The sequence below is a fragment of the Paludibaculum fermentans genome (assembly GCF_051172195.1).
Classification (GTDB): Bacteria; Acidobacteriota; Terriglobia; order Bryobacterales; family Bryobacteraceae; genus Paludibaculum; species Paludibaculum fermentans_A.
The window spans coordinates 2,243,004-2,268,718 of the sequence record NZ_JBPJAQ010000001.1 but is presented as its reverse complement, the minus strand read 5'-3'; the positions used below and the strand labels follow the sequence as shown (position 1 = coordinate 2,268,718).

17 protein-coding genes are annotated in these 25,715 nt (G+C 59.5%); 14 read left to right on the top strand and 3 right to left on the bottom strand.

Translation table 11 applies throughout. The features are described from left to right. The first annotated feature begins 5 nt into the window (after window positions 1-5). The 5 genes from ACR9Y2_RS09155 to ACR9Y2_RS09135 all read left to right on the top strand — a co-directional run bounded on the left by ACR9Y2_RS09155 (window position 6) and on the right by ACR9Y2_RS09135 (window position 7,506). Window positions 6-3,359, top strand: coding sequence for a Swt1 family HEPN domain-containing protein (locus ACR9Y2_RS09155; protein ID WP_435040827.1), 3,354 nt, complete (start codon window positions 6-8; stop codon window positions 3,357-3,359). A gap of 176 nt (window positions 3,360-3,535) precedes the next feature. Next, a complete protein-coding gene (locus ACR9Y2_RS09150) occupies window positions 3,536-4,219 on the top strand; it encodes a hypothetical protein (protein WP_435040826.1) in 684 nt (227 codons plus the stop codon). A 610-nt stretch (window positions 4,220-4,829) separates the two neighbouring features. Next, entirely contained in the window at window positions 4,830-5,483 is a 654-nt protein-coding gene (locus ACR9Y2_RS09145; protein WP_435040824.1) for a response regulator, read from the top strand. A gap of 69 nt (window positions 5,484-5,552) precedes the next feature. Further along, on the top strand, window positions 5,553-5,783 hold the full coding sequence (locus ACR9Y2_RS09140) for a DUF2934 domain-containing protein (protein ID WP_435040822.1): 231 nt from the start codon (window positions 5,553-5,555) through the stop codon (window positions 5,781-5,783). 376 nt (window positions 5,784-6,159) lie between these two features. After that, on the top strand, window positions 6,160-7,506 hold the full coding sequence (locus ACR9Y2_RS09135) for a sigma-54 interaction domain-containing protein (protein WP_435040821.1): 1,347 nt from the start codon (window positions 6,160-6,162) through the stop codon (window positions 7,504-7,506). A 116-nt stretch (window positions 7,507-7,622) separates the two neighbouring features. On the opposite strand, the gene ACR9Y2_RS09130 is transcribed toward ACR9Y2_RS09135, so the two are convergent. Then, a complete protein-coding gene (locus ACR9Y2_RS09130; RefSeq protein WP_435040820.1) occupies window positions 7,623-8,372 on the bottom strand; it encodes a hypothetical protein in 750 nt (249 codons plus the stop codon). A gap of 321 nt (window positions 8,373-8,693) precedes the next feature. Further along, complete coding sequence (locus tag ACR9Y2_RS09125) at window positions 8,694-10,385, bottom strand: SulP family inorganic anion transporter (protein ID WP_435044843.1); 1,692 nt, start codon at window positions 10,383-10,385, stop codon at window positions 8,694-8,696. An 848-nt stretch (window positions 10,386-11,233) separates the two neighbouring features. Between ACR9Y2_RS09125 and ACR9Y2_RS09120 the strand changes: the two genes are divergently transcribed. From ACR9Y2_RS09120 to nuoB, 9 genes are all read left to right on the top strand, one after another. Further along, window positions 11,234-12,529, top strand: coding sequence for a two-component system sensor histidine kinase NtrB (locus ACR9Y2_RS09120; protein WP_435040819.1), 1,296 nt, complete (start codon window positions 11,234-11,236; stop codon window positions 12,527-12,529). Beyond that, complete coding sequence (locus ACR9Y2_RS09115) at window positions 12,519-13,922, top strand: sigma-54-dependent transcriptional regulator (protein WP_435040817.1); 1,404 nt, start codon at window positions 12,519-12,521, stop codon at window positions 13,920-13,922. Before ACR9Y2_RS09120 ends, ACR9Y2_RS09115 begins: the two co-directional genes overlap by 11 nt. Before the next feature lie 237 nt (window positions 13,923-14,159). Then, window positions 14,160-16,196, top strand: coding sequence for a hydrogenase 4 subunit B (gene hyfB, locus ACR9Y2_RS09110; RefSeq protein WP_435040816.1), 2,037 nt, complete (start codon window positions 14,160-14,162; stop codon window positions 16,194-16,196). Window positions 16,197-16,499: 303 nt separating this feature from the next. After that, a complete protein-coding gene (gene hyfB, locus ACR9Y2_RS09105) occupies window positions 16,500-18,545 on the top strand; it encodes a hydrogenase 4 subunit B (protein ID WP_435040814.1) in 2,046 nt (681 codons plus the stop codon). After that, window positions 18,542-19,483, top strand: coding sequence for a respiratory chain complex I subunit 1 family protein (locus ACR9Y2_RS09100; RefSeq protein WP_435040813.1), 942 nt, complete (start codon window positions 18,542-18,544; stop codon window positions 19,481-19,483). The genes hyfB (ACR9Y2_RS09105) and ACR9Y2_RS09100 overlap by 4 nt, the downstream gene beginning before the upstream one ends. Before the next feature lie 8 nt (window positions 19,484-19,491). Next, on the top strand, window positions 19,492-20,178 hold the full coding sequence (locus ACR9Y2_RS09095) for a hydrogenase (RefSeq protein ID WP_435040811.1): 687 nt from the start codon (window positions 19,492-19,494) through the stop codon (window positions 20,176-20,178). A gap of 2 nt (window positions 20,179-20,180) precedes the next feature. Then, window positions 20,181-21,677, top strand: coding sequence for a hydrogenase 4 subunit F (locus tag ACR9Y2_RS09090; protein WP_435040809.1), 1,497 nt, complete (start codon window positions 20,181-20,183; stop codon window positions 21,675-21,677). A gap of 8 nt (window positions 21,678-21,685) precedes the next feature. Continuing rightward, complete coding sequence (locus ACR9Y2_RS09085; RefSeq protein ID WP_435040807.1) at window positions 21,686-23,263, top strand: NADH-quinone oxidoreductase subunit C; 1,578 nt, start codon at window positions 21,686-21,688, stop codon at window positions 23,261-23,263. Window position 23,264: 1 nt separating this feature from the next. Then, window positions 23,265-24,140, top strand: coding sequence for an NADH-quinone oxidoreductase subunit NuoB (gene nuoB, locus ACR9Y2_RS09080; RefSeq protein ID WP_435040806.1), 876 nt, complete (start codon window positions 23,265-23,267; stop codon window positions 24,138-24,140). A gap of 798 nt (window positions 24,141-24,938) precedes the next feature. Here nuoB and ACR9Y2_RS09075 read toward each other — a convergent pair. After that, the gene (locus tag ACR9Y2_RS09075; RefSeq protein ID WP_435040805.1) at window positions 24,939-25,712 is read right to left on the bottom strand and encodes an LppP/LprE family lipoprotein; all 774 of its coding nucleotides are present in this window, start codon (window positions 25,710-25,712) and stop codon (window positions 24,939-24,941) included. Window positions 25,713-25,715 lie beyond the last annotated feature (3 nt).

Sequence of the window (25,715 nt, the reverse complement as noted above, 5' to 3'; positions counted from 1 at the left end):
ACAACATGGCCATCACGAATAGCGAACGAGTCGGCAAAGCGCTGGATCAACTGAAAGACGGCTTGCGCCCCTACGTGGAGCGCGAATTGAAGGCGACCTACAAGGATCGATGGGTGGAGACGGCCCGTCCGAGTTTCCCCGACTGGCAGAAGGTTGGCAAGGATGGCAATGGGCTGAATTGGGATAGCCAAGCCATCCTCCAGGTGTTGTGCGAGATGTGGAACGACTGCTTCAAGAAGATCCTTGGGCCTTCGGAGCGGAGCCTGGCGTTCGAACTCCGCGACGTGCGGAACCGATGGGCCCACCAGAAACCCTTCTCTACGGATGACGCCTACCGTGCGATCGACAGCGTTTCGCGATTGCTGGCGGCGGTGTCGGCGGAGCAGGTTGAGGCCGTCGAGCAGATGAAGGCGGAGATCCTGCGCGTCAAATTCGAGGAACAACTCAGGAGCCAGAAGCGGAAGGAAGCGAGCCTCGCGGTGGAAGGCAAACCCGCTACAGGCCTGCGTCCCTGGCGGGAGATCGTGACACCGCACCCGGATGTAGCGTCTGGCCGCTATCAACAGGCCGAGTTCGCCGCCGATCTGTGGCAGGTTTATCTGGGTGAGGGCTCGGACGAATACAAGGACCCTATCGAGTTTTACCGCAGAACTTTCATCACGGAAGGATTGCAGAAGCTGCTCGCCAACGCGCTACGCCGGCTGGCCGGCCATGGCGGCGACCCGGTTGTTGAGCTGCAAACGAACTTCGGCGGTGGCAAGACGCACTCGATGCTCGCGCTCTGGCATTTGTTTGCCGGCGTGCCTGCGGGACAACTGCCGGGGTTGGAGACGGTGACAAACCTGGCGGGAGTCTCCCAGCCACCCAAAGTGCGGCGTGCCGTTCTCGTCGGCAACCGAATGTCGCCTGCCGATGTACACACGAAGCCCGACGGAACTGTGGTCCATACGCTGTGGGGCGAATTGGCCTGGCAATTGGGCGGCAAAGAGGGCTACGCGATGGTGCGTAGCGCCGACGAGAAGGCCGTCAGCCCGGGAGATTCACTCCGTCTGCTCTTCAATAAGTATTCGCCGTGCCTGATTTTGATCGATGAGTGGGTGGCCTACGCACGGCAGCTCTATAACAAGTCAGACCTGCCCGCCGGGGACTTTGACGCCCATTTCACGTTCGCGCAGACGCTGAGCGAATCGGCGAAGCTGGCGGATAAGGCATTGCTGGTGGTCAGCATTCCGGCTTCACAGAACGAGATCGGCGGCGAGGGCGGTCTGGCAGCGTTGGAGCGCCTGAAGAACGTCATCGAACGAGTTGAGACGTCGTGGCGTCCGGCGAGCGCGGAAGAAGGATTTGAGATTGTGCGGCGGCGACTGTTCCAGCCGATTGCAGACCCGGAACTGTTCACTGCGCGGGATGCGGTGGTGAAGGCGTTTGGGGACGAGTATCGCAAATTTGCGCAGGAGTTCCCCTCCGAGGCGGGCAAGGCCGAGTATGAGCGCCGGATGAAGGCGGCGTATCCGATCCACCCGGAACTGTTCGATCGCCTGTACAACGACTGGTCGACACTGGATAAGTTCCAGCGGACCCGTGGTGTGCTGCGCCTGATGTCGGCGGTGATTCATGCCCTGTGGGAGCGCGAAGACAGGGGGCTCATGATTCTGCCAGCTAGTGTTCCGGTGGACGCGCCCACCGTCCAGAGCGAACTGACGCGGTACCTGCCACCGGTCTGGGATCCGATTATCGAGAAGGACATCGATGGGCCGAACTCACTTCCTCTGAGAATTGACCGTGAGAACCCGATGCTCGGGCGGTATTCCGCAGCCCGCCGTGTGGCGCGGACGCTCTACCTTGGATCCGCTCCGACTCAGGATGCGACGAAGAAGGGCCTGGAAGACCGCCAGATCAAGCTCGGCTGCGTGCAACCGGGGGAGACGTCCGGGACGTTCGGCGATGCGTTACGGAAACTGGCTGACCAGGCGACGTACCTCTACGTGGATGGGAGCCGCTACTGGTACGCGACTCAGCCGAGCGTGAACCGGTTGGCCGAAGAGCGAGCAGAGCGGTATCACCCAGAGGACGTGACAGAAGAGATCCGAAGCAGGCTGGCCGACGAGGCGAAGCACCGTGGGGACTTCTCCAAGGTCCAGGTGTGCCCGGCCAGTTCCGGTGACGTCGTGGATGAAGCCGAGGCGAAACTGGTCATCCTGAGTCCGGACTATACCCACAGCGCAAAAGCGGATTCGAGTCCGGGCCGGCAATCGGCCGCAGAGATCCTCAGTCGCGGATCGGCGGGCCGGAATTGCGGCAATATGCTGGTGTTCCTGGCGGCTGATAAGACGCGACTGGTTGACCTCGACAAGGCGGTCCGCTCTTACTTGGCATGGAAGTCGATCGAAAAGGAAAAGGTCTCACTGAACCTGACGCCATTTCAGGCAAACCAGGTGGATCAGAGATTGTCTGGTTCTGACCTGGCGGTGAAGGGGAGAATTCCGGAAACGTATGTCTGGCTTCTGGTAGCGGGGCGGAAGCGACCGGATCCTGGCGAGGCATTCCCAGCAGTCGAGTGGCAGGAGTTCCGGCTCCAGGGGCAGGAGTGGCTAGCGGAGCGGGCGGCGAAGAAGTTAAAGAATGACGGGCTGCTGATCACCAGTTTGGCTGGCTCTGTCCTGCGATTCGAAATTGACCAGGTGCCCTTGTGGCGTGGGAATCACGTCGGCGTGAAGCAGTTGGTGGATGACTTCGCTAAGTATCTCTATCTGCCGCGCGTCCGGAATGCCCAAGTGCTTCTGGACGCGATTCAGGATGGCGTGGGCCTGTTCACGTGGTCGCAGGATACGTTCGCCTATGCGGACTACTACGACTCCATCAGTGACCGGTATCGGGGGTTGGCAGCGGGCAGCCGCCCAGTTGTTCAGTTGAACGCCAACAGCGTGGTGGTAAGACCAGAGGTTGCGACGGCCCAGTTTGAAAAGGACGCGGCTCCGGCCACGACCCCAGGAACAGATTCCGGCAGCGGTGACGGTGTTGGCGCCGGGACTGGGAGCGGTACGACTGGAGGCGGTGCCGGTAGTGCCGGAGGAGGGACTGGCCCAGGCACCGGAGAAGGAGACCCGAAGCCGAAGGCGCGAGTGTTACGGCGATTCCACGGATCCGCGAAGATCGATGCCACGCGAATGTCGCGGGACGTGGATCTGCTCGCGAGTTCGGTCGTGCAGCATCTTGCCGGGTTGCTGGATGCCAAAGTGACCATCACGGTAGAGATCGAGGCGGAGATTCCGCGGGGGGCCCCGGACAACGTGGTGCGTACGGTGACGGAGAACTGCCGGACGCTTAAGTTTGAGAACTCGGGGTTTGAGGACAGCTAGACAGGAGCAACATGCGCCCTAGGGCTATCAAGGACTTGGCACAGTTGTCCGATGCGGATCTGCTGGACGCCCTTTCGCGTGGGCTCTCCCGGTGTATGCAGAACAGCCTGCAACTCTGGAGGGGGTGCCGGTCGCTGCACCACGTGGACAAACCGCAATGCTTCACAATCGTCCGAATGTTCGTCGAAGAGGAGGCCGCCAAGTTCCTAATCCTGATGGACGCTGTCAGGTGCCCGCCAACGCCACCCAACATCTTCACTCGCCATCTGGGGAACTTTAACCAGCACCTGGCGAAGGGCTTGTACTCCAGGTACTACGGCTATGTGCTGATGAGCCTGCAAGAAGCGAATGAACATCTGGAGCGGGACCGGCGGACCCACTACCTGGACGGACCCAGTGACGTTGACTGGATCTTCCGGAACGACATACTCCGAGAGCGTGAGGAAGCTGTATACGTCGACTACGTCGCCACCGATGATGGGCATTTTTGGCACTGTCCGGTTCCGGAGCGCCTTCGCATCGGGATGTGGAGTCAACCACCGATGGTGTTGAGAATGGCGCGCGCACTGCGCGCAGCCGGGCTGTGCAGGCCAGCTGCCCTGCGCGTGATTGCCGACCACTGGCGCGGGCTAGTGCTCGACGAAAGCGTCGAAGGATTTCGGACCCGCGAGCTCAATCGTCGGACACTGGAACTCCTTGACGAAAACAACCTTCTCAGGCGCCGGCCTCAATCCGACTACGACTTCATTGTTAACGAGTGGCGGTTGCCCCTCTATCCCCTGGACATGGCCCCGATCAACGTCGACCCACAGGAACTCAGGCACATCCAGCAGAATTGGTCTCCTGCGGACTGGTACTGACGGAGCGCTTGGAGTGTGTCAAATCTGCCGTCGAATTTCAAACTTGAGCCGGCGCGATCGGTCGGGCCAGCGCGCTGAAATAAGTACTACCCCTCGCACCGGACACTGTCTTGAAGTAGAGGTCGACCTGCTTGCATTGGACCGACCAACACTCCGAACGTGATCGGCATAAGTTCGGAATCGTGATCGGCTTGCGATCGGAACGCTCATCGGCATCGCTGGGAATCCGCATTACCCTTCACGATCAAGTAAGGCTTCCGTTCCCAGCTGCACCAGGCAGGATCGCCAGATGCGACAGCGAGTACGGGCGGTCGGGCATCGCCAACGTTTCTGCGCCGTCGAACCGAAGGCAGGAATCCACATCCTCGGGGGCCGTGCAGGTGACTCAATAAGGTCACGCGACTGCATTTGGTCGAGTTTCGGACCTCCTGAAGCGTGTTGCGGGGCTCGCCTGCACACGCAAATCCGGCAACCAACACGGAATTTTTGCCGGATTAGGCCCGCAATTGCTGATGGCACACGAATTGCTTGTTGTCCATTGCCGCTTGAACGCGTCCAGAGACGAACAGAAGGCGCACCCCAACCGCGTCTACGCGTTTAAATACGACAGATGAAAGAAGCCATGAACTCGGCACTCTCGCCAGGATTCTCTAGCTCATTCCGTTCAAACGCCAAGGGCCGCGACGCGTCGAGGCGGACCATTGGAATCCAGGGCGGTACCGACAGTGTGCCGGTGACTCTGGAAGAGCAAATCCCATGCGGTGGAGAGGAACCACCCAAATTGCCCGCCACGCCAGCGAAAATCAGCTCCAAGAAGTTATCCGTAACGGCGCTACTCGTCAGCGCGAGCGAGGAGGATCGCCACTCTCTGCAAGGCATCTTCTCCCGCTTGGACTGGACGCTGCATGTCGTACAGACGATTCGGGAAGCGCGAAAGCGGATGATTCGCGCGGTCCCGCTGCCGATCGTCATCAGCGACCAGCACCTGCCGGACGGGAGCTGGAAACTCTTGTTCCGAGAGGCGGAGAAGTTGCGACTTCCGCCGCGGTTCATCGTTTCGTCACGACTCGCGGACGACGGTCTTTGGGTTGAGGTGCTGATCTTGGGAGGGCAAGACGTGTTGGCCACTCCGTTCGAATCCCGGGAGGTCCTCCACGTCTTCAGTCATGCCTGGAAATCCTGGCATCAGCAGTGGGAAGCGACGCTGGGAAGAAACGGTACCGCAGGCCGCACTCAGCGGGGCCTAAACCGACCAATTGCATAGTCACATCTACCGGATGCGTGCCCGCAGTCCGCGCAGTTTTTGAACAAATGTGTAGAACGGAGAATTCGGATGACGACAGGATTTGTTTCGAAGAGATCTGCTGCTGCAAAAGAAGCAGCTGCCAGCAAAGCTCGGCTGCTGGACACGGAATCAGGGAGTGTTGCCCAAGATACTGAGCAGATTGCACGGCTCGCGTACTCTTACTGGGAAGCTCGTGGGTGCCAAGGTGGATCACCACGAGAAGACTGGCTCGTCGCCGAAGGGGAATTGAGGGCTGAGCGGACAGCGGTCGAGGCCTAGCGGATCTTCCTCTGTTCAAAAAGGGTATCCTCCACGAGTCTGGGAGAGCCGCGTCCGATAGGCGAAGCCAATTCATAATTACTAGCAGACTCGGGGCTTTCGCGCTACCTCCCGAAGCGACGGCGGACGCGGGACCTTCATGCTGGTCAACTCCAGCAGCCCGATTACTTAGGCAGGCAGTACATTTGCGGACACAAGCCCGCCCCGGACCGAACCCGATGCTTTATCAGAGCCGGCGATCTGGTAATGGCGCCCAAATTGCCGTAGGGTCGCGTGCAACAGGGGCCCCTATAGCAACATGGGGCCGGAAGGGCGACAGGCGAGTGGCAAGCTCAATCCCAGCCGCGAGAGAGATTCGAATGCAGTGGGGCCAGAGATGAACGCGAACCACGATTCGCACCGCCAACCTCGATTGATCGAAGCGACATTCCATCAACTCCCCTACCCAGCGTTCATTTATGACAACGTCGGAACCATCGTAGCGGTCAACCGGGCTGCTGAGGATCTACTGGGAGCGTCTTCCGAGAACCAAACCGGTCGGTCGTGTTCGGAGATCTTTCATTGCCGCAACTGTGGCCACGGTTGTGCCGTTATGGCTGCGATTGAGCGGGTGCCCGCCACGACCGATCATACGGTTCACATTCGCTCCAACACAGGGGGAGAGCATCTGGCTTTTGTTAAGGTGTCTCAATTGACCGGCGACGCCGGTGCGTTGGAAGGCGCGCTCGCCATCTTCACTTGTGTCATCGAAACATCATCACCCCCACCTCAAGCGATTGTTGCGCAGTCGCACGAAATGCGTGAGATCCTTGGCTTCGCCCGGCGAGTGGCTGCCAGCGAAGCCACTACGATTCTTTTGGGTGGTGAGACCGGGACAGGAAAAGAACTGATTGCGAGACTCCTGCACGAAGACAGCCGGCGCAGCACTCAGCCCTTCGTCGCGATCAACTGCGCCGCGATGCCGGAAACTCTGCTTGAAAGCGAGTTGTTCGGTTACGAGAAAGGTGCATTTACGGATGCTCGGAGCCCGAAGCGAGGCCTGTTTGAGTTGGCTGACAAGGGAACTCTTTTTCTGGATGAAATCGGAGAGCTACCCCTCAAACTTCAAGCAAAGCTCCTCCGGGTGCTCGAAGACCGGACCTTTCGACGGCTAGGCGGATTACAGGACATTCACTCGGATTTTCGGATTGTGGCTGCGAGTAAGCGCGATCTGCCGCTTGCCGTCGCCGAGCACGCATTCAGACTGGACTTGTACTACCGAGTTAACGTAATACAATTGACGATCCCACCGCTGCGCGAAAGGCGTGACGACATTTTGCCTCTGGCCCGGCATTTTATCGAGCGTTTTAGCCGCAAGTTCATGCGCAACACACCGACTCTTTCTCCGGAGACGTCTCGGCTGCTGCTCGCCTACGATTGGCCGGGAAATGCCCGCGAACTGCGCAACTGGGTCGAGCGGCATGTCCTACTGGGCGAAGCCGGCTTGATCTCGCCTGATTCTCTCTCGTCTTTCACTGCGAGCCGCACTGTTCCGACAGGGCTACCGGGCCCCTGCCTCCTGGATCAGGGCCTGTCTCTTAAGAACAGTGAGCAACTCATGATCTCCCACGCCCTGGCAAGAACTAACGGAAATCAGTCCGGTGCCGCAAGACTGCTTGGCATCAGTCGCGACGCTCTCCGGTACAGATTGAAGTACGGCGCTCGCACGTTGGGCCACATTTGAGACGGAATCAAGGGGCGAGCCTTCAAGTCTCGCTAACGGTGTGACAGAACGGCATCAAGATCACGCCTTTATATGCCCGCGGAAGCAGCTATGGCCCTCGTTTGGCCTGATGAGTGTCAGGCGACAATTAGAACTCCGTGCGTGCCGATAGGCGCCCCGGAACCCGTCCTCTGCACCCGCCGATCTTCCCCATCGTACCCATAGCTCGCATTCGCGCTTCCGGTCGCGCCCGTTACCGCATTTGCAACTCTCCCTTCGGCGTCATAGCTCAGCGTCGGATATTCGTCCGACTTCGGCTTCGTTACATACCCATTCACCACCGTCGATTGGCTCCATTGGTTCGACGGGAAGATCGTGGCCACATCGCTCGGCTGGTCGTTTGTCACTACCGCCCCGGAGGGCCAAGGCGGCATCGTCGACCCAGTCAGCAGGGCCCGGTTCCCATATTGGACGTAGGTCTGCCTAAGGCTCTCCGTTTCCGAAAACGTCTTCAGCCGGTTGATCCCGTCGTACGTGTCTGTCTGTACCGCACCCAGCGGCCCAATCGTCTGACTCATGACGTTCCCGTTGTTTGTCGCACACTCGGCCGCATAGCTCTGACCTGCACAATAGCTGTATTGCCAGCTCCCCACCGAACTCGGGCTCGCCGACGTGCCCAGCGTCAGCTGCCGAAGCTGCCCTCGAGTACTGCTATACGTCCAATTCTCTTCCAACCCGCTGCCCAGCGAAAGTTTGCTTAGCCCGCCCATCAAGTCGTACTTCGCCGCCGTCGCGAACGCCGTTCCGCCTGCGCCGTCCAGCACGGTGTCTGGCCGCCCCGCAACGTCGTAGCTCCAACTCACCACCCGGCCTGAAGGGTACGTCATGGATGACAGCCCTGCCGGAACATAACTGTACTTGAGGATCTTATCGGGCAAGCCACTCGTCGTCTGCACGCTGGACAACGGCCGGTCCTGTCCCTACGGGAGTCCATAGCTCGGATGACCGGTGACTTGGAGAACGAACCGTCCGTTCCGCCGTTCATGAAGGAGACATCCATTCGACGGGCGCTTCACCGGCATCCCACAAAGTAAAAACGGCCGCGAGGAGAAGCCCAGGTTCTGCGTTTCGCTTTCCCGTTTCTGCCGAACCATCTGTATCGCGTCTGCCTGGCGGAGTTTCCGCCTAGAGCGGACCAACTGTTGGATCTACAGCGCGGCCTCCGCCAAGCTGTGTGCCAGCCTCTCGCCGACTCCGAGGAAACGATCACTGATTTCCGACGCGCGTCTGATCGCGGCCGGTAGGTGTGGTAGGACGTTTCTCATACCAATGTGCTCCACGAATTCCGGGTGCCGCTTCAAGGCAGGTGACTGACGGGAGATTCCGCAGATCAGTAGGACCCGCCCCGAGTCTTTGAGACTGTCGCAGAACCCCTCCAGGCGATCCAGATCCGAAGTGGCGATGTCCTCCATGGACAGAATCACAATTGGCGCAAGTTTCTCCACTCCTGGGTATCTGCGACCTATTAGACTCGGCTTGTGATCGGCACCCTCGCTCATGCCTGAGAGAATTGTTGCCACGTCCAGGACTCGTGTGCCGGTCGTTTTGTCCGAAACAACTGCCCCAGTTTCACGAGCTGCAACCGATACGCGCTGTACGCAATGAAGAACAGCGAGGACCAGCATTGCCTCGACGGTGACCGTTAAGCCGGCACTGATCGTGAGCACCAAAGTTGCTGTCCAGGAGATCTTGGCCATGAGATCGAGCCGAATAATCGAAAGAGCCTCCCGCCAGAGGCTCAAGTTGAAGGCGAGCACCAGCATGACCACGGCGAGTGTGGCGATTGGGACAAACCCAGCCAATGGTGCGCCAAAGACCAATACGAGGGATAGAGTAATTACGTGGACCAAGCCGGCGAGGGGAGTATTCGCGCCGGACCTGGCGTTGACGAGGGTACGCGCGACGGCCCCGGCGACGGGAATTCCCCCGAACATCGGAACAAGAAAGTTGGAAACCCCCTGACTCACCAACTCCGCACCAGAGTTGTGACGATCGCCGCTCCCTACATCCGTCACGGCTGCAGCCATGAGGCTTTCCATCGCGATTAGGATCGCAGCGGCGAAGGCGGGGACCAGCAACGCCGCAATCAGGTCCGGGTGGAAAAATGGGAGGGTGAACGCCGGCAGGCCGGCCGGGATCCCGCCGAACCGATTCCCAATTGTCTCCACATGTGCATCAAAGAGCCGGACTGCCCCTGCAGTCGTGACAAGGGCAATCAGAGAGCCTGGAAGTCGTTTGGTCACCTTCCGGGCAAGGAGGATCACGATAAGGGAGCCGACCGCCACAGCACACGACACAGGATTGGCAGAACTCGGGTGTTCGATGAATCTCATCAGTAGGGGAAGCGTCTCTCCCGGCTCACCCATCGCCCCCCATCCAAGAACCAGCCCCACCTGTTTTGCAGCAATCAGAATCGCGATGCCGTTTGCAAACCCGATGAGGACGGGAGCAGGAAGCAGTTTGACGGCGCTACCGAGCCTGGTTAGCCCCAGGAAGATCAGCATGAATCCGGCCATTAGCGTAAGCATTTGAAGCCCGTGTACACCGTACAGCCTGACGACGCCCGGTGAGAAGAAAACAAACGCTGCGCTCGGGCCACCGATCTGAAATCTCGAGCCGCCAAGGAGCGAGGCGCATAAGCTTGCGACAATCGCCGAGTAGATCCCGGTCTCTGGTGGAAACCCCGAATTGATGGCAACGGCCATTCCAATTGGCAACGCAACGGAGGCGGCGGTGGCTCCAGCCACCAGGTCGCAAGTCAAATGGCTTCCGGAATACCCGGAAACGCAGCCCAGCCAACTTGGCTTCCAAGTATCGCGCGGGGTCCAAAGCCAGTTCATCTGCATGTGTGCCTCGTGAGGCCAAGGGGCTAATCCTGATCAGGCTCAATTCGCTTTCCTGGTTGTATGCAAGCGGCCAGCCACAGTGCGGAATGTGATCGAAGCGTCCTTCATGGCCGATTTCCTGGAATGTGGGGGTGGATCGCGGAAGCTTTCGGAGTCGTTTCTCGCACAGATCTGCAAAAGTTGCAGACAAGCAAGTTGGACGAATGTGGCCCGATCTCAGGGAGGACCTCACCGCTGTCTCAAATGCGATGCAAGGGAGGCGCTTTGAGCGAATTGGCTGGACGCTTGCATGGGAACGGGATTGAGGCCAAGGCACAGGGAACACAACATCGCCGAGCACATTCAACACGAGGAACAAAATGCCTTCTTTCAAACCTGCGGCAAGGCCGCACAACTCGGGCATGCAGGGATAAGAGGGGACCCTAAAACGGTGTCTGCGGAAACATCGGAACAACGACTGGCACGGCTGCGCCGATTGGTGCAACTTGCTCCTCACGACCCCGAGCTACGGTGCCAACTTGCGCGGCAACTCGTCGACGCCTCCTGTCTCGACGAGGCCATCGACATGCTTCGAAGCGTTATCGTAATGTTCCCCAATCACCTGGACGCCCGCAAATTGTTGGAATTGTGCCTGCGAACGCGACCGGGACGGCCCTTGTGATCGCCAGGCGGATATGGCCCCGCCGATAGCCCTTACGCCGCCTCGATCCGGCCAGCGTTGCAGATGCGTTCGTCCGAAACGATAGACTCGTTCCATAAAGATGTTGAGCGAAACCCAGGAGATCCGCCTTTTCGGCCTGAGGTACCGGACCGTCCTGGTCTCCCTAACGATCGTTGCGTTCGTGATCGTCTCACTGATGGCGCTGACTCTGCCCTCCATCCCGACGCCGGGGCAGAGTATGACGGCAGTCAGCGATCTGTTCGAACGCTTTCACCACAGCTGGATCAGGCTCTTTGTACTCTCGGCGCTTCTCGGTGTCATTCTCACCGCCTCAGTTCTCACGGTCTTCTCCTACTTCTCCACCAGAAAGCGCCTCGCAAGAATTCAGACGACCTCCAGGGCAATTCTCGAAAGTCTCGTCGGCGGAGTCCTGACGGTCGATGTAGCAGCGCGGATCACGATCATCAATCGTGCGGCCAGTAAGATCTTGGAACTGCCCTCCCAGGCTCCATACCCCGATCTTGCGACATTGGCAGTGCGACATCCTCGGCTTGCGGAAGTGATCCGTCAGGCCCTCCAGGTCAACGAGTATGTTCAGGACGATGATGTGGCGTTCGCTAACTCGCGGGGCGATCGCTCAATCCTCCGGACAACCGTTTCTGCCCAGGTCGACGAATCCGGACGGAGGGTCGGGTTGGTCGTGCTCGTCAAGGACGTGACGCGAATCATCGCCTTGGAGAAGGAATTGCGAAGAAGAGACCGGTTGGTGACAGCCGGAACCCTGGCGGCCGGCGTCGCGCACGAGATCCGCAACCCGCTCAGCGCCATCGAGCTCAATCTCCGGCTTCTACGGGATGAGGTCTTGTCCCCCGGTCGTTCCGACTTGGAAGAGTACTTCGATGTGCTCTTTGCGGAAACCCGGCGCATGAACAGGATCACTTCCAGTTTTCTACAACTGTCCAGGCCGGAACCCATCACGAAAATGAGGGTGCCGATTCAGGAACCGCTGAAGCAGGTCATTCGTCTGCTGGAGTCTGAGGCGACCGCGAAAGGCGTGTCATTCTCGCTGGACCTGCCGGGCGGCGGACTTGAGGTACTCGGCGACTCCACCAAGCTCGAGCAGGTGTGTCTGAATCTCCTCATCAACTCCATGCAGGCGATGCCGCAAGGAGGAGTGATCCACATCTCCTGCAGCCGAACAACGAGCGAGGCGGGTGACTGCGTGCAAATTGTCGTCGCCGATCAGGGTGTAGGGGTACCTAAAGAGAATATGCAACGGCTCTTCGATCCGTACTTCACCACCCGTCCGGATGGAACGGGGCTGGGCTTGGCCATCGCCGACCGGATCGTCTCCGACCACGGAGGGGGGATCTTTGTTGAAAGCACACCTGGCGAGGGAACGACGATGACCGTGCGGCTGCCGCTTGCCACCACTCTGACTCCTGCAAACGGGGACAATGAGCGTCATGACCGGTAGGATCCTGGTCGTCGACGATGAGGCGAATATCCGCACGGCGCTGGGAAAGTTGCTCGCCAGGCTCGGCCACACCGTCCAGACTGCCGCCGCCGTGCCTGAAGCGTTGGACATCCTTCGTCATGCGCGCTTCCAGATCGTCATCAGCGACTTGAGAATGCCGGGTCAGGATGGATTGCAGCTACTGCGCCAAATCAGGAATATTGATCCCCTGGTCGACGTCATCATGATGACTGCGTACGGCACAATTGAGTCGGCGGTCGAGGCCGTGAAGGATGGGGCCTACGACTACATCGAGAAGCCGATCAATCAGGAACGCCTTCCAATCCTGCTCTCACGCGTCCTTGAGAAACAGTCGCTCGCGGAAGACAACCTCCGCTTGCGACAGGTGATCTCGGCGCGAGAAGAGTATGGAAATCTGGTTGGAAAATCGGACAAAATCGCCAAGCTCTACGAAATGATCGAAATGCTGGCGCCCACGCCAGCGACGGTCCTGATTCAGGGCGAGAGCGGTGTAGGGAAGGAATTGATTGCCCGTGCCATACACCAACGGAGTGCCCGCGCATCCGGACCGATGATCTCGCTCAACTGCGGCGCCATACCGGAAAGCCTGCTGGAAAGCGAGTTGTTCGGCTTCGAGAAAGGGGCGTTTACGGGAGCCGACAGTGCCCGGCAAGGGAAGATAGAGATGGCCGACCGGGGCACTTTATTTCTGGACGAAGTCGGCGAGATGAACCCCAAGACGCAAATTGAGCTCCTTCGCGTTCTCGAATCCCGTGAACTGAGGCGGCTCGGCGGAGCGAAGCTCGTAAAGGTGGACATTCGCGTCGTGGCCGCGACCAACAAGATCCTGTACGAGGAGGTTTCCGCGGGCAGGTTTCGCGAAGACTTGTTCTACCGCCTCAATGTCGTGCCTGTAACGGTTCCCCCACTCCGTGAGCGGCTGGACGACCTCCCGTTGCTGGCCGATCGATTTCTTCAGGAGTTCGGCGCGGCCTACTCTCGGCCAACCAAGCGGTTGACCCGTGACGCGGTGGAAACGCTGCTGCGCCACTCCTGGCCGGGCAACGTCCGCGAGCTAAAGAATCTGATGGAGCGGCTCACCGTGCTCACGAACGATACACTCGTCCGGACCGAGGACCTGCCGGACGAGTACTGCCCGGCCCAGCCCACTCTGCGAACGATCCTGGTCCCCCTCGGCGAGACACTGGAGAAAGTGGAAGAACTCCTGATCCGCCGCACTCTGGCGGAGATTACGACCCACCGGGAAAGGGCGGCCGCGATTCTCGGGATCAGCCCGCGCGCGCTGCATTACAAGCTGCGCCGGATGGGCATCGAGAGCGAGGGTGTGGTCGAACGCCCGGCGGACCCCGGGGATACTTCGAAGAATGGATAATGGCTAACGCTCTTCAGGCAAAGGTGCCCGCCTGGACGGATTCGACTCGGGTGGCTGCAATATTTGCAGGAGGACGACTCTGGAAACGCCCACAGGCCGTCGTGCGGGCAAGTTTCCCGCCGAATGCCACCATTTCGACCTCACACAGCACGAGCACTGTACTTGGCCGCTCAGTTGCAGGAATTCTCCCGGAGAAGGTGCGCCTCCGTGTTTCCGGCGGTCGGGCGCCTGCCATAGATGAACTCTTTTCCGACGGGTGAGGTCTTTGTCGCCGGTCTCGCCGCATATGCTCTTGGGGCGGTCTCAGGACTATTCCTGAGGAATACTTCGGCCAACGCGCGCCGCGCCGGTTGCGGTTTCGCTCTGGTGGGCGGTCTCCTCCAGGGCGCCGCCGGTCTCGCCGCTTTGCTCGGAGCCTCCGTCTCCTGGTCCGTCCCGTCAGGCGTCCCGCTCTTCGTATTCGGCTTCTCTTTGGACGCCACCTCCGCGCTCTTTACTTGTGCCCTCTCGCTGCTCTCAGCATCCGTCTCGATCTACTCCCTTGGATACCTGGCACCCATGGACGCGCGACACAATCTGGGGCTCCTGTCTTTCTTCTACAACGCTCTCCTTCTCAGCCTGGCTGTCATCTTCACGGCCTCGAACGCCTTCCTGTTTCTGATCGCCTGGGAACTGATGGCTCTCACTGGCTATGCGCTGGTGACGTTTGAGCACACCTCATCGGAGAGCAGAAGCGCCGGTTTGCTGTACCTGATCATGTCGCACGTCGACGCCGGCTGTCTCCTGCTTGGGTTCTCCCTACTCGCCAGCAACGCCAGGAGTCTGGACTTCTCCGCACTCCGCGAAGCGGCCTCCCGGTTGCCGCCCCAACACCAGACAGCCGCCTTCCTCCTGTTCTTCCTCGGCTTCGGTATCAAAGCAGGTGTCATCCCCCTCCATGTCTGGCTTCCGGCGGCCCACCCCGTTGCGCCGACAAATGCATCCGCCTTGCTCTCCGGAATCGTCATCAAGACCGGCATCTACGGGATGGTCCGTGTCTTCCTCGAATTCCTGGGGGTTGTTCCGAACTGGATGGGCATCGTCGTGATTGTCGTGGCTGTGACTTCAGCGATCCTCGGCGTTCTCTACGCCCTCATGGAGCACGACCTGAAACGTCTGCTGGCCTACCACAGCATCGAGAACATCGGCATCATCCTGCTTGGCCTTGGGGCCGCAATGATGTTCCGCACGGCAGGACATCCACGGCTAGCGGCCGTGGCCGTGATCGCCAGCCTCTTCCACACCGTCAATCACGCCGTCTTCAAGTGCCTTCTCTTTCTTGGCGCGGGTTCGGTCCTTCATTCGACTCACACCCGGAATATGGAAGAGCTTGGAGGCCTGAACCGCCGGATGCCGTGGACCGCGGCGTGCTTCCTCGTCGGAGCAATCGCAATTTCCGGGCTTCCTCCTCTGAATGGCTTCGTCAGTGAGTGGCTCACCTACCAGAGTCTGCTCGCCGGCTATGGTGCGGCCAAGGGTATTGTCGGCCTGATGTTCCCGATCGCAGGCTCACTCCTGGCGCTTACTGGCGCTCTGGCGGCCGCGTGCTTTGTTAAGGCCTTCGGGATCACCTTCCTTGCTCTACCTCGCAGTCCCGAGGCTGAGCACGCCCAAGAGTCGTCGGGCACAATGATTGCCGGGATGGCAATTCTGGCGGTCTCCTGCCTTGGCCTGGGCATTGGAGCGTCGTGGCTCTTGCCCATGTTTGACGGAATCACCACCCAACTGGTAGGCGCAGCCGTCGGTCGCGACCTCTCCCTGGCAAATGGCTTTGTGATCTCATCCGGAGCGCCCCATGGCGGCAGTGTTTCGACCGCTGCCATCGCGGCCATGCTAATCGCAGTGGGGGCGATCCCCGCGTGGCTCTTTGCCCGGCGCACCACACTTCGACGGACCGGCCCTACGTGGGATTGCGGACTGCCTGGTCTTGGTCCGGAGAATGAGTTTACGGCAACCGCCTTCTCAAAACCGCTGCGCATGGTGTTTGCCGCGCTCTACCAACCTCGGCGGGAGATCCAGGCTGTCTTTGACATCTCACCCTATTTCCCAAAGGCCATCCATTTTGAGAGCGAGATTGAGCCGACGTTCGAAAACAGGATCTACAAGCCGATTCAGTCGATGGTCTATTGGGTTTCGTCCAGAATGCGGGCCATCCAGGCCGGCAGTATCCATCTCTATCTGTCGTATATCTTTGTGACCCTGATTGTACTGTTGCTTTACACCCTGCGCGCTTGACCGAAGAGGCCCAGTCTGATCTGTGCTGCAACATTTGCAGGGAGGAGCCGGCGCGCTGTCGAAGGGCCATTGGCCGCTCGTTCGATATCGCCGCTAACCGTCTGCTGAATCACAACTCAACGGCGGTGCCGTCAATTGGCAGGTTGGTTGCAGTGGGATGGATGAATGTACTGCCGTCCGGGCGAGTTGCCAACCCGTGATCGAAGCGCGCGCGAGTCTGGCAGACTCAGAAAGGAAGAATTGTGGGCGACGAAGACGGATTGCCGGCGTCTTCATCTTCGAGAACCGTTGCGAGGGTGAAGCGTGATTGACGGTCTCGTCTCAGAGGTCATGATCGACTCCTGGATGGCTGTTTGGTTTGCCTATGCGGCCGCCGCCATCGGCTCGCTTCTGTGCCTTCGCAACGCCAACGGCGCTCGGCTCATCTCCTCGGCGCTTGGGGTTGTGGCGGGCCTTTTGCAGGTCTGGAGCTCTGCTACGGTCTTGCTGGACGGCAACACGATCAGTTGGTCCACTCCTTCCTACGTCCCATTGCTGGAGATCAGTTTCCGGCTGGATCCTTTGGCCGCGGTCTTCCTTCTGGCTCTGGGTGTGGTCGGAGTTGCAGTGTCTCTCTATTCGTTCGGATACCTGGCGGGTTCACAGGACAGCCGCCCCGGAGTCATCGGCTTCTTTCTCAACCTGGAGATGTTGAGCTTGAGCCTGGTCTTCACGGCGTCGAATGCAGTGTTCTTCCTCATCGCCTGGGAAGTGATGGCCCTCGCGGCCTACAGTCTGGTCAGCTTCGAGCACCGTAAAGAAGAGACCCGCGACGCTGGACTTCTCTTCTTCGTCATGTCCCATGTCGGTACGGGCTGCCTCATCCTTGGGTTCCTCGTCCTCCACACCCTCACCGGGAGTTTTAAGTTCAGCTCCTTCCATGGGATTTCTCAGCCGCTTCAGTACGCTACTCTCTTCGTCCTCTTCCTCGTCGGCTTTGGTGTCAAGGCGGGCATCGTTCCGCTGCACATCTGGCTTCCCGCTGCCCACCCTGTGGCGCCAAGTAACGTGTCTGCCCTCATGTCTGGCATCGTCGTGAAGACGGGCATCTACGGTCTGATGCGGGTCTGTTTTGAGTTCCTTGGAACGCCGCCTCTGTGGGCCGCTATGCTAGTCCTCGCCGTAGGCATCTGCTCCGGTTTGTTGGGTGTTCTCTATGCCCTGATCGAGACGGACCTTAAGCGGCTCCTCGCGTACTCGACTATCGAGAATGTCGGCATCATTTTCATTGGATTTGGGGCGTCGCTGATCTTCAACTCCCTCTCCAGGCCGACTCTTGCGGCGTTGGCGCTGGTCGCCGCACTTGCCCACATCGTCAATCACGCCCTCTTCAAAACGCTCTTGTTCCTGGCCGCCGGGTCAGTGCTTCACGGGACCGGAACCCGCGCCATGGAGCGCATGGGTGGCTTGTTGCGCGTGATGCCCGCAACCGCAGCCCTATTCCTTGTCGGATCGATCGCCATCTCCGGCCTCCCGCCGCTTAACGGCTTCGTTAGCGAATGGTTCACCTATCAGGCGCTGTTGGCCGGATACGGAAGCACCGATAGCCTGATCAGGCTGGTGTTTCCCGTGGCGGGCTCGTTGCTGGCCTTGACTGGAGCACTGGCCGCGGCCACCTTTGTGAAGGCGTTCGGAATCAGCTTCCTGGCGTTGCCACGCAGCCCGGAGGCCGAACACGCCCACGAATCGCACTGGACGATGCTGGCGGGCATGGGGGTCCCTGCCGTCGGTTGTCTGGTGCTCGGGCTCTGCTCCACCTGGCTGCTGCCGGCCCTCGACACCGTCACCCAGCAACTACTGTCGGTGCGGCCTTCGAGCAGCTTGACTGCCTTTGGGGGCTTGGTTCTTTCGTCGGGCACAGTGCGTGGCGGAACTATCTCCATTTCAGTAATTGCCGGCCTCCTGATCTTCCTTTCCGCCGCCGCCGTCCTGTTGACCAGGAAAGGATTGCGAAGCTCAGTGTGCCGAAGCGGCCCTACTTGGGACTGCGGGTTGCCCGGCCTCACGGCCGAAAATGAGTACACCGCGACCGCGTTCTCTAAGCCGCTGCGCATGATCTTCGCGGCGCTCTACCAGCCAAAGCGGGAAATACAGGCGGAGTTCGACGTCTCGCCCTATTACCCGAAGTCCATCGTCTTCGAGTCCGAAGTCGAGCAGACGTTTGAGAGCCGGATCTATGTGCCGTTCAAAGACAAGATCCTGGAACGCGCTGGCCGCCTCCGTGCCATTCAGGCCGGCAGCATCCACGCTTACCTCGCCTATATCTTCATCACTCTGGTCATCCTCCTTTTGTTCGCGGTGCGCTCATGACCTCATTCTTGTTATCGACGACACTTCAGCTGATCCTCATCCTGAGCATCGCTCCGTTGATTAGCGGAATCATCAAGACCCTCAAGGCGCGTTTGCAGACCCGTCGAGGCCCGGGCGTCCTGCAGCCTTACCACGATCTCAACAAGCTGCTGCGAAAGGGCATGGTCATCCCCGGCAGCGCTTCGTGGATCTTCAGTGCGGCACCCATCATCGTGTTCTCAACCGCGGTGTTGGTAGGTCTGATGATCCCGATGGTGTCCGCCGATGCTCCCCTCAGCCTGTTCGGTGGGGTTCTGGCTGTGGTTTACCTTCTTGGACTCGGCCGGTTCTTTCTCGCGCTGGGCGGCCTGGATACGGGTACATCGTTCGGAGGATTGGGCAGCAGCAGAGAGATGACGATCTCGGCCCTGGCCGAGCCTGCGATGATGCTGGCCATCTTCACAGTGGCACTCAGCGCGAACTCTACAAATCTGAGTGAGGTGGCGCGTTCGGCCATCGGACAAAGCTGGCGCTTCCTGGCACCCTCGCAGATCCTCGCTTTCGCCGCCCTGTTCATTGTGCTGATTGCGGAGACTGGGCGTGTACCGGTGGACAATCCCGCAACTCACCTCGAACTGACGATGATTCACGAGGCGATGATCCTCGAATACTCGGGCCCATACCTCGCCTTGATTGAGTGGGGCGCTTCAATCAAGCAACTCATTCTGATGACGCTGCTCATCAACACCTTCTACCCGTTTGGATTGAGCACCGCCATGACTCCAGTGAGCATCGCGATCGGCTTGGGCTCATACCTCCTCAAGTTGGTGCTCCTTTCGGTGCTCATCGTCCTGGTGGAGACCTCAAACGCAAAAATGCGGCTCTTCCGGGTCCCGGAATTGCTGGCTGTTGCATTCATCCTTGGAGCTCTCGCATTGATCTCGACCTTCCTGTTCTAAGCGACCCTATGTACTTCTATCAGGACCCTCAATTCGGCGAACGGATGATCACACTGATGGCCGCGCTCGTCCTCGTGTTGCAGATCGCAATGGTTGCACAGCGCTACCTGGTGACCAATATTCGTGTATTCGCCGCTCAGTCGCTGCTTCTGGCCGGGATTGCCAATACGATCGCCTACTACAACAACGCCCCGCACATCTACTTCGCGGCAGCTCTGACCTTGGTCGTCAAGGTCATCTTTCTGCCGGTCTTTATGGAGCGCCTTGTGGCGAGAATCGGGATACGTCAGGAGATCGAGCCTTTGATCAACATTCCGTTGTCCGTGCTGATCTCCGGCGCTCTGACGATTGTTGGCTATGTGGTGGCCGAATCGTTCTACCACCCCGAGGCAGGCACCACCGCTGCCACCCTGGGTCACAACACACTCGCGGTCGCAATCTCGCTCTTCCTCATCGGCTTCTTCACGATGATCAACCGGCGAAAGGCAGTGACGCAGGTCCTTGCTTTGCTGTCGCTTGAGAACGGCCTCTTCCTGGCCGCCATCTCGCTTACGTACGGCATGCCGCTCATCGTTGAAGTGGGTGTCTTCTTTGACTTGCTTGTGGCCACTATGGTGCTCGGCATTCTGGTCTACAGAATCCGTGAGACGTTCGATTCGATGGATGTGAGCAAGATGCGGAGGCTCCGGGGCTGAATATGGTGCTTCTCCTGCTGCTCCTGGTCCCTTGCATCGCGGCGATTGGCGCGTTCGCGGCCCGCCGCCGTGACGTCATGGAGGGCATCAATCTCTGCGCCGCCGTACTGACCTTTGCGCTGGCCGTCGTCTTGGCCGGATCAATCCTTAAGTTCGGCGTAGTCTCCGCCTTCGGTGAGATGTTGTATGCCGACGCGCTCAGCGCCTTGGTGGTCCTGTTGGTCGCGTTCGTCTACGTGGCTTGTGCCATATATGCCGTGGGCTACTTCCGCGACGACGAGAAGAGCGAGGTGTTCGAGGAAGATGTGCCTGGAACCGTAATGCTCGGCAAGCTTCGGAAGTACTACGCCCTGACACCGTTGTTCGTTGCCTCCATGCTGCTTGTCGCCATTTCCAACAACCTTGGCATCATGTGGGTGGCCATTGAAGCGACAACGTTGGCTTCCGTATTCCTCGTCACCTTCTACGGGCGCGCCAACTCTCTGGAGGCGGCGTGGAAGTACGCGATCATCGGGGGCGTCGGCTTGTCGATGGCGCTGTTCGGTACCATCCTGACCTACTACTCCGCGCACGAGGTCTTGGGAACCGAGACCCTGGCCGGGCTGAATTGGTCTGTGCTGGTGACGAAAGCCTCGCAGTTTGATCACTCCACCATGCGGATCGCGTTCATCCTGATTCTGCTGGGCTATGGAACCAAGGCCGGACTGGCGCCAATGCACACCTGGAAGCCGGACGTGTACAGCGAGGCTCCAGTGCCGGTCGCCGCAATGCTCGCCGCCGGAATGCTGAACTGTGCCCTCTACGGACTCCTCCGGTTTCTGATTCTGACGTCGCGCTGCGTGGGGCCCGATTTTGCGTCGAACTTACTCATCTTCTTCGGCCTGCTTTCGATGGGCATCGCAGTGCCGTTCGTGCTCGTCCAGCGCAGCTTCCGCCGGATCCTGGCCTATTCGAGCATCGACCATGGCGGCATCATGGTCCTGGGGCTGGGCTTTGGCGGACCTCTTGGCGCGCTGGGCATGTTGCTCCACATGACCTTCCACTCCATCACCAAACCGCTGCTCTTCTTTTGTGCCGGCAACATCCAGCAGCACTTGCACACCGATCAGTTTCGGAAGGCGAAGGGCGGACTGATCCACGCAATGCCAATCAGTTCGGCCCTGTTCCTCATGACCACCCTCGCCGTGACTGGATCACCACCATTCAGCATGTTCCAAAGCGAGTTCACCATTCTTCGGGCGGCCTTCGATGGCGGTCACTTCCTCCCTGCGGTGCTATTCGTCGCCTTCCTGGTTGCCATCTTCGCCGGCTTCCTGGTGCACATTGCCGGATTGGTTCTCGGGCCCGACCCTGAGGTCCCCAAAGCCCGGACTTGCCTGTGGAAAAAGTACTCGCTCCTCGGGTTGGCCTCCATCATCCTCGTGATGGGATTCTGGCTTCCGGCGCCTCTCTACGCACTCATCCAAAGCGCCGCGCGCATCGTCACGGAGGTTCGCTAGACGCTGCCATGCTTCCCTTTCTTGAGGATCTTGTATACCGCCTCGGGGACCAGGTAGACGGAGTGCTCGCGCGCGACGAGAACGAGATCTATCTCCAACTGCGCGACGCCGACAGCCGCCCCGCTATCTCGATTCTTAGAGAGGAACACCATGGCAGGGTCGCCGCCGTGTTCGCGGAGGATCGGTGCGCTGCGGACGGATGCTTCTTCGTCTATCACGTCATTGAGTTTCCAGCCAGTCCGAAGTACCTCCTCCTGTCAACGACCATCGACCGGAGCGACCCTCGATTCCCTTCTCATTCCGTCGAAGTGCCGGGACTGAATTGGCAGGAGCGGGAGATCCAGGACATGTTCGGAATCCGCCTCGACGATCACCCCAACCCACGTCGGGTGGCTCTTCACGACAACTGGCCGGATATTCATCCGCTGCGGAAGGACTTCAGCCTCACCACGGTTCTTCCGGAGTTCGAAGGCGAGCGCCATCTCTACCGGCCCGCTCTCGGCGAAGGCGTCTTCCAGATCCCGGTAGGACCGGTTCATGCGGGCATCATCGAACCGGGCCATTTCAGCTTCGCCGTGGCTGGTGAGCCAATCCTGTATTTGCAGCTGCGCATGTTCTACACCCACAAGGGCACGGAGAAACTCTTCGAGGGCATGCCCGTCGAGAAGGCCGTCTTCCTGGCCGAGAGCATATCGGGCGACTCCAGCTTTTCCCATGGCACGGCGTTCTGCCAGGCGGTGGAACGTGCCGGCGCGATCGAGATCCCCCCTCTGGCCGCCCGAATGCGCACGATCCTGCTCGAGTTGGAGCGCGTGTACAACCACGTCGCCGACATCGGAGCCATCGCCACCGATGTCGGCTTTGGCATTGCGAACGCACACGCAAGCCGTTTGCGCGAAATCCTGTTTGGCCTGAACGAAGTACTGACCGGGAATCGCCTTCTCCGCGGCATGGTGCGCATCGGTGGTGTTCGGCGCAAATGGGACGAATCACAACGATTGCAGCTGATGCAGACCGTCCGTGAGTTCGAATCGGAGTTCCACCGCTTGATTGAACTGATCCTCTCATCCGATTCCACCCGCGACCGGCTGGAGCGTACGGGATTCCTTAGTCCCGAAAAGGCACGGGACCTCGGAATCGTCGGAGTAGCCGGCCGCGCGTCCGGCATCGATTTGGATGTCCGCAGGGATCACCCGTATGCCGCATATGGTGACCTGGAGATCCAGCCGCCGCTCTATGGGGTTGGCGACGTGTGGCACCGGATGCAGGTCCGGATGGACGAGGTTCCGGCCTCTCTGAACATGATCCTGGAAATGGCCGAATTGGTGCTGCGAGGCGATCCATACACCCCTTCCGTGCAGGTCCCACCGGGACGTTGCGCCTTGAGCGCCGTCGAGGGATGGCGGGGAGAGATCATGCACTGGATTCGCGTGGGTGAGAACAATCGTCTGGAACGCTGCAAGATCAAAGACCCCTCGCTGAACAACTGGCCGGCCCTGGTTGAGGCCGTACAGGGCAATATCATCCCCGACTTCCCCGTGATCAACAAGAGCTTCAACCTATCCTATTCGGGAACGGATCGCTGATATGTTCAAGATCCTCAACCAGACCTTCAGGACCGGGATCGTCACCACCCGCTACCCTGACGCACCCGCCAACGTCGCGGAGGGATTCAGAGGCTTGCCGAAGATTGACTACGCCGCTTGGCATGACGCAGCGCCCGCCGCCGCCGATTGCCCTACTGGTGCAATCGCCGTCAGCGACCACGGCGGCTTGCGCGATGTGACGGTGGACTATGGCTTGTGCGTCTTCTGCGGTCTTTGCGCTGAGGCTACGCCCGAAGGGGCGATCCAGATCACCCGAGAGTTCGAATTGGCTGTGGAGGCCCGCGGGGAGTTGGTCGTTCACGCCGAATACATCCTCAACTATGACGGCTCGCATCGGGAGCTGACTTCGCTCCGGGCGGGAACCCTTCCCGGCGAACCGGCAGCCGAACGTGCCGGCCGTAAGTTGAAGGAGAAAATCTCTCGTCTCTACGGGCGCTCCCTGGCGATTCGACAGGTGGATGCGGGCAGCTGTAACGGCTGTGAGTTGGAAATCCACGCGCTGAACAACCCCATATATGACATAGAGCGATTTGGCATTCACTTCGTGGCCTCGCCTCGTCATGCCGACATGCTGCTGGTGACTGGGCCCGTGACGCGCAACATGGAAGTCGCGCTGAAGAAGACATACCTGGCGACGCCCGATCCCAGGCTCGTCGTGGCCGTCGGCACGTGTGGAATCAGCGGCGGGATTTTCGGTCGGAACTACGCATCATTGGGTGGTGTGGACGAAGTCATACCGGTGGACGTGTACATCCCCGGCTGTCCACCCAGGCCCCAGGCGCTATTGCAGGGGATACTGATGGCCATTGGTCGTGCGGAAGGGCGCGTCGTGTCGGAGTCTGAGTGGGGATGCTGAGCAGCGCTGCAGCGTCTTTATGGTGCGTGGGTCTCGTAAACTTCGATCGCCTTGATAAAGTGGGACTTGTCGCTCGTTCGCCATTTGGGTTCCGGACCAGCTTTCACCGCCGTCCTCGCGGTTCTCTCCGCCTCATTTCGGACCCGCGCCGCCCTTCCGTTAGTGATCCTCGCCTTGCGACATCAGATCGGCCTGCTCCAGCATTCCGTTAAGCGCCCCAAAACTGACAACCACGGACCGCTTTCTCTGGGCTTGGCTGCCGTCCGTCCGGAACGGTTGGGAATCGCGTCTCGTCATCATATATGCTGCCACCGTGATTGGCTGGCAGTGGAAGGGCTATGGCCTCGTCTGGAGGTGGAAGATTCGCCACGGCATGCCGGGCCGGCAGGCGGTGCCGAAAGAGATTCGCGAACTGATCAGAAGGCTGAGCCGCGAAAACCCACTTTGGGGCGCTCCCCAATGGCGCTAAGAAGGGCTCTATGGAGCCGGAGACGGGATTCGAACCCGCGACGTCCAGCTTGGGAAAACGCTCCAACATCGTTTCCTGAGCATTACTGAGTTTCCTGAAGCGCACTGAAGTCCACGCCGTTCACCCAGTCTTCGCGCTACACCCCGGACTGGAGTCACAACGGAGTCAAGCGCTCCTGGATCGATACCCCGCACAACGACGTCTTGTTCGGAGCCGTCCTTGACTACCTTGGCCACATCCACCCGACGATACCCGCAGTGACGGTTTGCGGGATGTCCGATTTTTGGGCTGCAGAGGCGACAACGCAGCACAGTCCTTTACGGAATCCCCTATTTCGATTTGCGCATTGCGGCCGACACTGGAACGACCACCGGAGCACCTTCTACCGAGTTGATTCGATACTTCACCACAGTCAAACCCGATGGACAGCAAAAAGGGTCCCCATCGGCGTAACGTGCAAATTCAATCTCGAATTCAGTCTTGCTGCTGATTACAGCGTCATTGGTCCAAGTAGAGCCCCAGTCGCCATCGCTTCGGGATTCCATGACTTGTGGTGACACTGTGCCTGCGAAGCTGCCATCGAAGAACACAAAACCCTGTGTCGCATTAGGGCGACACATCCCGTCACGGGCAGCAAATCCCTCAATAACAGACATCTTCTCGCCCCGCAACAGCGGAGCACAATCGTCACTGCAAAGGCGCCAGCCCACTTCGGTAATCATCCGTTCCTCAGGCGATGAGGGTTGAATTGTTGGATATGGGCATGAATGCACCTCGACGTACTTAGGTGCACGGGGTACTGCCATCCTGGGTCGGTTCCAATTCCACGGCAGTCTTGCGTTCAGCCAAACAGATTTAGTGAAAGCAGTTCCAATATCTAGTCCCAGGGGGGCTGGATTGTGACTCGGAAGATCTGGTTGATGTGAACCTGCGCGCTCTTTCGCCTGTTCGACGGGTGTCTGCTTCTCCACGATGGTCGCCGGAGAATTCGTCGGAAGACCGAACCAGGCGCGAAACTCGGGCACCACCATCACAGCCGCCACTGCAGCAACAACGGCCGCAATCACGGCACCAAATGCCAGCTTCTCACTCCGAGTCCACATTGG

What these genes read in the sequence shown, in the direction of transcription:
- ACR9Y2_RS09155 (WP_435040827.1), top strand. Translation starts at nt 6, where the DNA reads ATGGCCATCACGAATAGCGAACGAGTCGGCAAAGCGCTGGATCAACTG.
- ACR9Y2_RS09150 (WP_435040826.1), top strand. Translation starts at nt 3,536, where the DNA reads ATGTTCGTCGAAGAGGAGGCCGCCAAGTTCCTAATCCTGATGGACGCT.
- ACR9Y2_RS09145 (WP_435040824.1), top strand. Translation starts at nt 4,830, where the DNA reads ATGAAAGAAGCCATGAACTCGGCACTCTCGCCAGGATTCTCTAGCTCA.
- ACR9Y2_RS09140 (WP_435040822.1), top strand. Translation starts at nt 5,553, where the DNA reads ATGACGACAGGATTTGTTTCGAAGAGATCTGCTGCTGCAAAAGAAGCA.
- ACR9Y2_RS09135 (WP_435040821.1), top strand. Translation starts at nt 6,160, where the DNA reads ATGAACGCGAACCACGATTCGCACCGCCAACCTCGATTGATCGAAGCG.
- ACR9Y2_RS09130 (WP_435040820.1), bottom strand. Translation starts at nt 8,372, where the DNA reads ATGACGTACCCTTCAGGCCGGGTGGTGAGTTGGAGCTACGACGTTGCG.
- ACR9Y2_RS09125 (WP_435044843.1), bottom strand. Translation starts at nt 10,385, where the DNA reads ATGAACTGGCTTTGGACCCCGCGCGATACTTGGAAGCCAAGTTGGCTG.
- ACR9Y2_RS09115 (WP_435040817.1), top strand. Translation starts at nt 12,519, where the DNA reads ATGACCGGTAGGATCCTGGTCGTCGACGATGAGGCGAATATCCGCACG.
- hyfB (WP_435040816.1), top strand. Translation starts at nt 14,160, where the DNA reads ATGAACTCTTTTCCGACGGGTGAGGTCTTTGTCGCCGGTCTCGCCGCA.
- ACR9Y2_RS09100 (WP_435040813.1), top strand. Translation starts at nt 18,542, where the DNA reads ATGACCTCATTCTTGTTATCGACGACACTTCAGCTGATCCTCATCCTG.
- ACR9Y2_RS09095 (WP_435040811.1), top strand. Translation starts at nt 19,492, where the DNA reads ATGTACTTCTATCAGGACCCTCAATTCGGCGAACGGATGATCACACTG.
- ACR9Y2_RS09090 (WP_435040809.1), top strand. Translation starts at nt 20,181, where the DNA reads ATGGTGCTTCTCCTGCTGCTCCTGGTCCCTTGCATCGCGGCGATTGGC.
- ACR9Y2_RS09085 (WP_435040807.1), top strand. Translation starts at nt 21,686, where the DNA reads ATGCTTCCCTTTCTTGAGGATCTTGTATACCGCCTCGGGGACCAGGTA.
- nuoB (WP_435040806.1), top strand. Translation starts at nt 23,265, where the DNA reads ATGTTCAAGATCCTCAACCAGACCTTCAGGACCGGGATCGTCACCACC.
- ACR9Y2_RS09075 (WP_435040805.1), bottom strand. Translation starts at nt 25,712, where the DNA reads ATGTGGACTCGGAGTGAGAAGCTGGCATTTGGTGCCGTGATTGCGGCC.